This window comes from Cohnella baijiui, from assembly GCF_020731285.1.
Taxonomy (GTDB): Bacteria; Bacillota; Bacilli; order Paenibacillales; family Paenibacillaceae; genus Cohnella.
The window spans coordinates 1-241 of sequence record NZ_JAJFOW010000333.1; the positions used below are offsets into that span (position 1 = coordinate 1).

General features: G+C 40.7%; 1 protein-coding gene. It reads right to left on the bottom strand.

The features are described from left to right. Positions 1–104 precede the first annotated feature (104 nt). Positions 105–239, bottom strand: coding sequence for a DJ-1/PfpI family protein (locus tag LKX83_RS32840; RefSeq protein ID WP_370639185.1), 135 nt, complete (start codon positions 237–239; stop codon positions 105–107). Positions 240–241: the final 2 nt, after the last annotated feature.

Here is a 241-nt window from a genome sequence, read left to right on the forward strand (position 1 = left end):
AGTCCCTTTATAAAGTAAAATGTACACATAATAAAAAGCCAAGAATGTTGATGTAACAGCATTCTTGGGTTTTCTCTTTATCAAGGTTTCGGCTACAATATGCTTTATTTCAGCAATGCAAGGGATTTGTCGATAAATGCCGGAATGTCGTCAGGCAGGCGGCTGGTTACATAGTTTCCGTCAACAACAACTTCTTGGTCCTGAACATTGGCTCCGGCATTTTTTAAGTCCACCTGCACAG